Consider the following 10026-nt stretch of genomic DNA (forward strand, 5'->3'; position numbering starts at 1 on the left):
ATAGCTCACGCTGCGGCCATCGGGCGGCCTGCCACACGGCCCGTTCCTTCTCTTGTCGCGGTTTCCAGCCTTTCGAGCTTCTGGTTTTCGAGGACGTCATGACCACCCACAGCGCCAAGGTCGTCATCATCGGGTCGGGTCCGGCCGGCTATACCGCGGCCATCTATGCGGCCCGCGCAATGCTGGAGCCGGTCCTGTTCGAGGGCATCCAGCCCGGCGGCCAGCTCACCATCACCACGGATGTGGAGAATTATCCCGGCTTCGCCGATCCCATCCAGGGCCCATGGCTGATGGAGCAGATGCGCGCCCAGGCCGAGCATGTGGGCACGAAGATCATCGCCGACCACGTGAACACGCTCGATCTGTCCAAGCGGCCGTTCCGCCTGGAAACCGAATCGGGCGACACGTGGCTCGCCGACGTGGTGATCCTCGCCACCGGCGCCCAGGCGCGCTGGCTCGGCCTCGAATCGGAGGCGGCGTTCCGCGGCTTCGGCGTCTCGGCCTGCGCCACCTGCGACGGCTTCTTCTATCGCGGCAAGGAAGTCGTGGTGGTGGGCGGCGGCAACACGGCGGTGGAGGAGGCGCTGTTCCTCACCAATTTCGCCTCCAAGGTCACGCTGGTGCACCGCCGCGACGCCTTCCGCGCCGAGCGCATCCTGCAGGATCGCCTGTTCGCCAATCCCAAGGTGAGCGTGGTGTGGCACTCCGAGGTCGCCGACGTGGTGGGCGAGAGCGGCGACATCTCCAAGGTCACCGGCGCGCGCCTGCGCGACGTTCGGACTGGAGCCCTCACCGAGCTGCCCGCTGACGGCATATTCATCGCCATCGGTCATGCGCCTGCCACAGAGCTGGTCAAAGACCAGTTGAAGCTCAAAGAGAGCGGATACGTGTGGACTGCGCCGGATTCGACGGCAACGTCGGTGCCGGGCGTGTTCGCGGCCGGCGATGTGGCCGATGATGTCTATCGTCAGGCGGTCACGGCCGCCGGGCGGGGCTGCATGGCGGCGCTGGAGGCGGAGCGGTTCCTCGCCCACCACAGCGTGGCGCAGGCGGCGGAGTAGATCACCCGGGCGCGGCAGCCGCCCGGCAAGGATCTAAATGGGTTCAAGGAAGGCCGCGGGGCTGGGGAGCCCGCGGCTTCTCCCGAGACAAGCGAAAAACAGCACCACCTCGCCGGCCGGACGCCGGTGATGCTCAAGGGGCTCGGGCCGGATGGATTGGGACAAGCTGAAGGTCTTCCACGTCGCCGCGGAGGCGGGCTCCTTTACCCATGCCGGCGAGACGCTGGGGCTCTCCCAGTCGGCGGTGAGCCGGCAGGTCTCGGCGCTGGAGGCGGAACTGAAGGTTCCGCTGTTCCACCGCCACGCCCGCGGCCTCATCCTCACCGAGCAGGGCGAACTGCTCTACCGCACCGCCCATGAGGTGTTCCTCAAGCTGGAATCGGCGCGCGCCCAGCTCACCGACAGCCGCGAGAAGCCCAACGGCGACCTGCGCGTCACCACCACCATGGGCCTCGGCACCCACTGGCTCACCGCGCGGGTGGGCGAGTTCGTGGAGCTGTTCCCGGACATCCGCATCCAGCTCATCCTCACCGACGAGGAGCTGGACCTTGCCATGCGCGAGGCGGATGTCGCCATCCGCATGCGCCAGCCGGTGCAGCCGGATCTGGTGCAGCGCAAGCTCTTCACCGTGCATTTCCATGCCTATGCCTCGGCCGACTATCTCAAGCGCCACGGCCATCCGCGCACGCTGGATGAGCTGGACAAGCACCGTATCCTGCTGCTCGGCGGGCCGATCCCCTCCTATTTCCAGGGGCTGAACTGGCTGGAGCATGCCGGCCGCGACGGCTCCACCCCGCGCATTCCCGCCTTTGAGGTCAACAACGTGCTCGGCCTCAAGCGGGCGGTGGAGCGGGGCGTGGGCATCGGCACCCTGCCGGATTATCTCTCGGACGATTCGACCTCGCTGGTGCAGCTCTTCACCGATCGCGAAACGCCCAAGCTGGAGGCATACTTCACATATGCTCAGGAAATGCGCTCGGTGGCCCGGATTCAGGTCTTCCGCGACTTCCTGATTTCCAAGGCGCAGCGCTGGAATTACTGATTTATGACGTTCGATGGTGCCATGGTAGGGCGGACATTGCCTAGCCAAGCGCTGGGCACATGCCTGATATGCGGTCAGTATACATTGCATTCTGCCTATTCAGGGAGCATCTTTCCCTTGCGCTGATTGCACCTTGTGCGGTGCATCAGCTGTTCCCCTCTGGAAGGTTCGCTGCTCTGCAGCGATACTTGCCGGGTCCCCTCCAGGACCCGGCATTTTTCTTTTGGGCGGTTCATTTTTGAGGGTGCCGCAGCGGCTCTTTTCCCCCAATGTCGGTTGCCGGCGTCAAGGCCGGGGCAACTGGACCGGGGTGTGTCATGGCACTTCTCAAGCGTGGGCTCGCGGGCGAGCCGGTGAAGATCCTTCAGGCCAAGCTCGGGGTGACTGCGGACGGCCAGTTCGGCCCCGGCACCGAGGCGGCCCTTAAGGCCTACCAGACCCAGCACGGCCTTTCGGCGGACGGCATCGCCGGCCCGGACACCTTCACGGCGCTCGGCCTGCCGGAGCTGGTGCTGCTCACGGTGGGCACCAAGGGCGAGGCGGTGAAGAAGCTGCAGACGGCGCTGGGCATTCCCGCCGACGGCGCCTTCGGCCCCGCCACCGCCAAGGCGGTGAAGGAGTTCCAGGAAAAGAACGGGCTGGACGCGGACGGCATGGCCGGCCCCGACACCCTCGCCAAGCTCCCGGCCTTCGCCGGCGTGTTCTCGCCGGAGGCGGTGGCCAAGTCCCAGACCGCGCCGGGCACCATTTCCATCGATGCCAAGCCCGCCGAGGCCGGCGCCACTGCCGCGCCGAAGAAGAGCATCTGGCAGACCATCACCTCCTTCTTCTCCTGATCTGCGGAGAAGCCGCGCGGGGAACAGGGGCAGGTCCCGGGCGTTGGCCCGGGATGAACCTTGCCCCTTTCCACCCGATGCGCTCCGGCGTTGAACCCCATACGGCCACCCCCATGGGCGGCCGGTCCTCTTCTTCAGGCTTGGCCGCCCTCGCGGGCGGCCCGTTCCCCCCGACCGAGCCCGGCCGTCCGCCGGAGCCGCCCATCCTGCCGCCGGACCCGGTGGAGGACCCGCCGGATTTTCCCGAGCCCGGCCCGGACCTGCCCCCGCTTCCCGAGGGCGATCCCTCCCGCGAGCCGCGCCGCGATCCCGACCCGGAGCCGCCGCCGCTGCGCGATCCCGTCGATCTGCCGGAGCCGCCCGCGCGCATGGCGTGAGGCCCGCTCTGGCGGGTGTCCGCGGCGGGGCCTATGCTTGGGCCTCACCACCCGACGCGAACGCGACATGCTCAGAGCCCTGATGGATCGACTGGTGAAGCCCGCCGCCCAAGCCCTCACACTCACCCTCACCATTGCCGGCCTGCCGCTCGCGGCGGATGCGCGGACCGACCGGCCGGACCTGTTCGTGGACGTGGCGGGCGTGGTGCCGGACGCGGTGTTCGACGTGCGCTATTTCTCCACCGACAATTTCGTCGGCACGCGGGTGGATGGCTATGGCGCCGCCCGCTGCTTCCTCACGCGCCCGGCCGCCGAGGCGCTGGCGAAGGTGGCGGCGGAGGCGAAGAAGAAGGGCCTCGGCCTGCGCATCTTCGATTGCTACCGTCCGGCCCGCGCCGTGGCCCATTTCGCCCGCTGGGCCAGCGACCTCGCGGACGAGAAGACCAAGCCCACCTATTATCCCGATGTCGCCAAGAAGGACCTGTTCGCGGAGGGCTACATCGCCGCCCGCTCCGGCCATTCGCGCGGCTCGACGCTGGACCTGACGCTGTTCGATCTCTCGACGCGGCGCGACCTCGACATGGGCACGCCCTTCGACCTGTTCAGCCCGCGCTCCTGGCCCGATTCCCCCACCGCCACCGCCGCCCAGCGCGCCAACCGCCGGCTGCTCGCGGGCCTCATGGCGCAGAACGGCTTCAAGCCGTTCGACAAGGAATGGTGGCACTTCACCCTGAAGGACGAGCCGTTCCCGGACACCTATTTCGATTTCCCCATCGAGTAGGGCGGGGGGAGCGAGTCAAGCGGTCGTCATGCCCGGCCTTGTGCCGGGCATCCACGTCAGGCCGACGGGATGATGGCCGACGACGGATACCCGGCCGGTCCACGTGGATGGCCGGGACAAGCCCGGCCATGACGGCGGTTCGTGACCCGTCGAGGGCCGGCAGGGCGAGCGCCAAAGGGCGGGCCATGACCGCCGCCGCGTCCACCCCCCTCAGTGCGACGCGATCTCCTCCACCTTCAGCCGGCGGCCGAGGGTGTCGAAGAAATCGCCTTCGTTCAGCACCAGCCGGTTCTCGCGGATGCGCTGCTCCAGCGCGCGCAGGCGGCCGCGTGCCTCGGCGTTTTCCAGCGGGCCTGCGTCCTCCACCTGCGCGAAGAAGGCGGCGCCGTCCCACGCCTGCCGGGAGCCCGCGAACAGGGCGATCATGCCGGCCCAGTCCACCTCGTCGCCGATGATGTTGAGGAAGGTGGAGGCGAGCGGCTTCACCTCCGGCTCGGCGATGCGCACCAGCACCACCAGCGCGGTGAAGCCGCCATGGTCGGCGAAGGTGGCGGCGAGCCAGTCGTCGAAATCGGTGGCCATGGGAGGTCAGAAGTCCACGAGGGGCGTGTCGGGAAGATAGTGCTCGAACAGGTACCAAAAGGCGCTCTGCCGGGTCGTGGCGTACCACTCCTCGAACGCCGCGAGCGCGGTGTGCGGCGCCGCCTCGCTCTCCATCTCGAACAGCGCCACGGCGACCGGGGCGAAGCGCGCGAGCACTTCGGCGCGGGCCTCGCTGTCGTCGGACCAGCCGAGCCGCGCGCGCAGCAGCGCCTGCCCGGCGGCAACCGCCATCTCCGCGTCCGCGATGCCGTCGAGTACGGCGACCAGCGACCGCATCAGATCGGCCCGGCGCCAGGCATGGGCGCGCTCCCGCGCCAACTCCTCGGTGCGGCGGGCGGCCTCGGCGCGATAGGCGGTCTCGGCCACATCGGCCGCGACCTTCGCGGCGTCGAGGCGCGCCAGCACGGCGGCGCGGGCTTCGATGCGGGCCACGGCGACGGGATCGGGCGCGGCTTCGGGGGTCGGGGCGGGGAGGTCGGTCTCGGGGCTCATCGTCCCTTCCCGTAGCTGCGGGGGCGCGCATCGGGCGCGGGGGGCTTCGGATTTGGCGCAGTGGAATTTGGCGCAAGAGGATTTGGCGGAAGAGAGTGGGAGTCGAACCCACCAAGGACCGGCTCGCGGCCCCTCCCGGATTTGAAGTCCGGACGCCCCACCAGGGACGCTTCTCTTCCCCGCGACGGCGCCGCCGCGGTCGTCTCCGGCGCATCGTCCGCCGCTCCGGCGAATAGGTCCAGCCGGAACGGATTGATGCGCCTCAGATCGCCGCGACGCAAGGTGAGGCCGTGGCGGTCGAAGAATTCGAGGATCTGGATCGCCACCTTGCGCCCGTTGGCGACCTCGTCGCGGAAAGCGGCGGCGGTGAACTCGTCCTTCATCCGCTCGCCGGAGAGGCGAGTGATGATCTCCACCATCTCCGACACCACCGGGCGCAGGAAGAAGTGGTCGTGGGCCACCTCGTCCACCCGGCCCATGCGGCCGAGCAGCTTCATGAGCCGTCGCACCTCCGGCTCGGGCACGGCGAGGAGGCCGGCCATGTCGCGCACGCGGGGCGGGCGGAAGCGCTCCTCGCCGCTGAGCAGCGGCCTGATGCGCGCCCACAGCGCCTCGTCGGCGGCGGCGAGCTTCACCGAGAAATCCGCCCGGCGCACCCAGGCGCCCTCCTGCCGGATGGTGCCGGCGGGCAATGCGGCGAGCGCGGCGAGGAAGGCGGCGGCCGGCAGGCGCGGTTCCAGCATCATGCGCAGCCGCTCGCGGCCGAGCCCGGGCAGATCCGGGTTCTCCGCATGGAAGGCGTCGAGCGCGGCCATCACGCTGGCCGAGAAGGTGGCAAGCGTCGCCTGCGTCAGCGCCAGCGTGGTGGCGCCCGCGGCGAGGCGGGCAAGATCGAGCCGCTGGGCCAGCGCTTCCATTTCCTCAGTCGAGAGCGCCCGGTCGCGGGCGAAAGCGTCGAGGTCCACGAAATGCGGCGGCACGGCGAGGAGCGCGGCCAAAGCCTCGGCCGGGTCGCGGTGCGCCAGCGCATCGAGCTGGGCGATGCGCTCGGGCGTGCGGCGCTTGCGGCGCGGCCCGCGCAGATCGAGGAAGCGGCCGCCGCCGATGGTGCGCTGGGCCGAGGTGTCGCGAATGACGAAGCGGTCGCCCGCCGCCGCCGCGATGGGCGCCTCCAGCACCAGCTGCACCTTGCCGGTGCCGCCGGGGGGGATGGCATCGCCGAGCAGCACGAGGCGCGCGCCCACCTCGCGCGCGGCATGGTGCAGGCGCACCGGCAGCCACTGGGCGATGGGCCGGGGCTCGCTGGCCAGCACCTTCAGCTCGGCGTCGATATGGTCGGCGGGCGCGTGCAGGGCCGGGTCCAGCACCACGTCGCCGCGGGAAATGGCATCCTTGGAGATGGCCTCGCCGGCAAGGTTGATGCCGCAGCGGTCGCCAGCGACGCCGGTCTCGGAGACCCGGTCCTGCGCGCGGATGGAGCGCACGCGGGCGGAAAGGCCGGACGGGCTCACCGTCACCCGGTCCCCCACCTTCACCGCGCCGGACAGCACCGTGCCCGTCACCACCGTTCCGGCGCCGGACAGGGTGAAGCAGCGGTCCACGGCGAGGCGGAAGCGCCCGCCGCCCGCCCGCCGGCCCAGGGTCTGCGCGGCGTCCACCAGCATGTCGCGCAGGGCGTCCACCCCGTCGCCCCGCGCCGCCGCCACGGGCAGGATGGGGACGCCGGCAAGGCCGGTGGGGGCGAGGAGGGCGGTGATCTCGGCTTCTACCGCGGCGAGGCGGTCGGCGTCGGCAAGGTCGGCCTTGGTGAGGGCGACCACGCCCTTGTCGATGCCCAGCAGGTCCAGGATGGCGAGATGCTCGCGGGTCTGCGGCATCACGCCATCGTCGGCGGCCACCACCAGCAGGGCGAAATCGATGCCCCCCGCGCCGGAGAGCATCGTGTGCACGAACTTCTCATGCCCGGGCACATCCACGAACCCCAGCACGTCTTCGCCCACCGGGAGATAGGCGAAGCCGAGGTCGATGGAGATGCCGCGGGCCTTCTCTTCCTTCAGACGGTCGGTATCGACACCGGTCAGCGCACGCACCAGCGTGGTCTTGCCATGGTCGATATGTCCGGCCGTGCCGATGATCACCTAGGGAAGCTCCCCCAGCGGAATGGCGGCGCGGCGTTGGGCGGCGGCGGTTTCTTCCGGGCTCAGCGTGGCGCTGACCGCGTCGAAAAAGCGGTCGGCGAGGGCGCTGTGGCCTGCGCGGGCGCGCAGCAGCCAGGCGAAGGCGGCGATCTTGTCGTGGGGCACGCCGGCGCCGAGATGGTAGGCGGCGCCGAGCATGGCCTGCCCGTCCGCGTCGCCTGCCTCGGCCCCCTTGCGCCACCAGCGCGCGGCTTCCACCGGGTCGCGATCCGTGTCCAGCGCGTTGTGGGCGATCATGCCGAGGCGCGTCATGGAGGAGGCGACGCCTTGCTCGGCCGCGGCCAGCGCCCAGCGGCGGGCCTCGGTGGCGTCGGCGGGCATCACCTCGCCCTCCAGCAGCATCCAGCTCAGCATGTCCTGCGCGGGGGCGTCGCCATCCTCGGCCGCCGCGCGGTACAGCTCGGCGGCGCGGGCATAGTCCTGCGCCACGCCCTGGCCCTTGAAATAGAGGGTCGCAAGGTTGCGCCGGCCCACCGGATCACCACCCTCGGCGGCCAGTTCCAGCCAGCGGCGGGCGAGGTCGAGGTCCTGGTCGACGCCGAGGCCGTCCACGAAGCAGGCGCCGATATTGTTCTGGGCGCGGGCATTGCCGGCGCGGGCCAGCGGCTCCCAGATGTTGAGCGCGGCCTCGTACTGGCCGGCGGTGGCCGCCGCCAGCGCCTCGGCCATCAGCTCCTCGGGGGAGCGGGGGTCGGCGACCGGCTCTTCCGGCGCAGCCTCTTCCGTGAAGGCGGGCTCGGTGTAGGAGACCTCGGCATAGCTTGCCTCGGCGGTGTAGGTCTCGACGAAATCGGGCACCGCAACCTCGGGCGCCGCCACGTGCGGCGCGGGTTCGGGCGCGGGGGCCTCGACGGGGGGGGCGGCTGGCGCGTCCGACGTGCTGGGCGCACGGGCGAACACGATCTCCTCGAAATTCAGCTCCACCGCAGGGGCTTCCGGCTCGCGCGCGGGCGGCACATGGGGGTGCGTCTCGTGCGCGTGCGGCTCGTGAGCGACCGGCTCCGGCTCGGAGACGGGGGCGAAGGGGTTGTCCCCCCGCATCCGATCTTCAAGGCGGGGCCGGCGCGGCGCGGGGGCGACGGGGCGCTCCTCGGGCGCGGCGGGGCGCGTGGGGGCAAGGCCGCTGGCGATGTCGCCGAGCAGCGCGTCGAGATCCACCTCGGCCTCGCTCACCGGGCGGCGCTCGGTGGCGCGCTGCAGGCGGGGCATGGGCGGATGGACGTGCGGGGGCCGGGGCTGTGCGCGATCCTGAACAGAGCGATCCTGGGGCGCATCGGTCGGCGTATCCGGGTCGTCCGGTCCCCCACCCTTGCCCTTCAGTCGGTCAAGCCAGCTCATGTGCCCCCTCCAAAGCGGTCACGGACGCGACAAGCGCCGCTTCGTCCTCAAGGCATCTCACATCCAGCACCAGCGCCTGATCGTCAATCCGTCCGATGACCGGAACCGGCAACCGTCGCATGGCGTCGGCCAGCCGGCCGATGGCGCCGCCGCTGCCGTCGCGGGCGCGGATGGCGAGGCCGACGCCCTCCAGCGTCTCCAGCGGCAGCGCGCCGGAGCCGATCTGGCTGCGGCACGGCGCGGCCTCCACGGTGAAGCGTTCGCCGAGGATGCGCTGAAGATGCGGCGCCAGTCGGGCCGCCTGGGCGGCCAGATCCTCGCGCGTGCGAGTGAGGTAGCGAAGTGTGGGAAGACGGGACGCGAGGCGGTCCGGGTCGCGGTAGAGCCGCAGCGTCGCCTCGATGGCGGCGAGGCGCACCTTGTCCACGCGCAGCGCCCGCTTCATGGGATTCTTGTTGATGCGGGCGATGAGGTCGCGTCGCCCGACGATGAAGCCGGCCTGCGGTCCGCCGAGCAGCTTGTCGCCGGAGAAGGTCACGATGTCCGCCCCCTCGGCCAGCGCCTCCCGCACGGTCGGCTCATGCACGAGGCCGTAGCGGGAAAGGTCGGCCAGCGTGCCCGAGCCGAGGTCGTTGACCAAAGGCACGCCGCCGGCGCGGGCGATCTCGGCGAGGTCGCGGGGCGGCACTTCGGCGGTGAAGCCCTCGATGCGGTAATTGGAGGTGTGGACCTTGAGGATCACCCCGGTCTCGGGGGCGATGGCGTCGCGATAGTCACGCGGATGGGTGCGGTTGGTGGTGCCCACCTCCGCCAGCTCGGCCCCGGCGCGGCGCATGATCTCCGGCATGCGGAAGGCGCCGCCGATCTCGATCAGCTCGCCGCGCGAGACCAGCGCCGGCTTTCCCGGCGACAGGGTGTTCAGCACGATGAGGACGGCGGCGGCGTTGTTGTTGACCAGCGTCGCATCCTCCGCGCCGGTCAGTTCGCAGATCAGGCCGCGCACATGGTCGTCGCGCTCGCCGCGGCGGCCGCCATCGAGGTCGTATTCCAGCGATACGGCGTTGCGCATGGCGCTTGTGGCGGCCTCGATGGCCTCCTCGGCGAAGATGGCGCGGCCGAGATTGGTGTGCAGTACCGTCCCGGTGAGGTTGAACACGGGCTTCAGGCTGGGCGCTGCGGCGGCATCGAGGCGGGCGAGGGCGGCGGCGGCGATCTCTTCGGGCGTCGCGGGGGCGCCAGCACCGGCCTTGAGCGCGGCGCGGCGCTCGTCGAGCGCGTCGCGCACCGCCTGCGTCGCC

At 70.8% G+C, this 10026-nt stretch carries 9 protein-coding genes, 1 tRNA gene and 1 pseudogene; 5 read left to right on the forward strand and 6 right to left on the reverse strand.

Going from position 1 to position 10026, the window contains the following annotated elements; genetic code table 11:
- Positions 1-98: 98 nt before the first annotated feature.
- The 5 genes from trxB to ACE3QW_RS23375 all read left to right on the forward strand — a co-directional run bounded on the left by trxB (position 99) and on the right by ACE3QW_RS23375 (position 4097).
- Positions 99-1061: a thioredoxin-disulfide reductase gene (trxB, locus tag ACE3QW_RS23355; protein WP_250167684.1), complete on the forward strand. Its 963-nt coding sequence runs from the start codon at positions 99-101 to the stop codon at positions 1059-1061.
- A 151-nt stretch (positions 1062-1212) separates the two neighbouring features.
- Entirely contained in the window at positions 1213-2103 is an 891-nt protein-coding gene (locus ACE3QW_RS23360) for a LysR family transcriptional regulator (protein ID WP_024277513.1), read from the forward strand.
- Between the two features lie 317 nt (positions 2104-2420).
- Positions 2421-2939, forward strand: coding sequence for a peptidoglycan-binding protein (locus tag ACE3QW_RS23365; protein WP_024277514.1), 519 nt, complete (start codon positions 2421-2423; stop codon positions 2937-2939).
- Between the two features lie 53 nt (positions 2940-2992).
- A complete protein-coding gene (locus ACE3QW_RS23370) occupies positions 2993-3316 on the forward strand; it encodes a hypothetical protein (protein WP_374254352.1) in 324 nt (107 codons plus the stop codon).
- Between the two features lie 67 nt (positions 3317-3383).
- Entirely contained in the window at positions 3384-4097 is a 714-nt protein-coding gene (locus ACE3QW_RS23375; protein ID WP_374254354.1) for a M15 family metallopeptidase, read from the forward strand.
- A 210-nt stretch (positions 4098-4307) separates the two neighbouring features.
- Here the strand turns inward: ACE3QW_RS23375 and ACE3QW_RS23380 are convergent, their stop codons facing one another.
- The 6 genes and pseudogenes from ACE3QW_RS23380 to selA form a co-directional block, all read right to left on the reverse strand.
- Positions 4308-4679, reverse strand: a complete 372-nt coding sequence (locus tag ACE3QW_RS23380; RefSeq protein ID WP_374254356.1) for a hypothetical protein — start codon at positions 4677-4679, stop codon at positions 4308-4310.
- A 6-nt stretch (positions 4680-4685) separates the two neighbouring features.
- Complete coding sequence (locus ACE3QW_RS23385; protein WP_374254358.1) at positions 4686-5192, reverse strand: hypothetical protein; 507 nt, start codon at positions 5190-5192, stop codon at positions 4686-4688.
- 83 nt (positions 5193-5275) lie between these two features.
- Positions 5276-5371, reverse strand: a tRNA-Sec gene (locus ACE3QW_RS23390).
- Between the two features lie 90 nt (positions 5372-5461).
- Positions 5462-7330, reverse strand: a pseudogene (gene selB, locus ACE3QW_RS23395) (selenocysteine-specific translation elongation factor); the annotation flags it as partial.
- Entirely contained in the window at positions 7331-8059 is a 729-nt protein-coding gene (locus ACE3QW_RS23400) for a tetratricopeptide repeat protein (RefSeq protein WP_038194391.1), read from the reverse strand.
- A gap of 655 nt (positions 8060-8714) precedes the next feature.
- On the reverse strand, positions 8715-10026 hold a 1312-nt coding region (gene selA / locus ACE3QW_RS23405; protein ID WP_374254360.1), incomplete at its 5' end, for an L-seryl-tRNA(Sec) selenium transferase.

It is taken from the genome of Xanthobacter sp. (assembly GCF_041911315.1).
Lineage (GTDB): Bacteria > Pseudomonadota > Alphaproteobacteria > Rhizobiales > Xanthobacteraceae > Xanthobacter > Xanthobacter aminoxidans.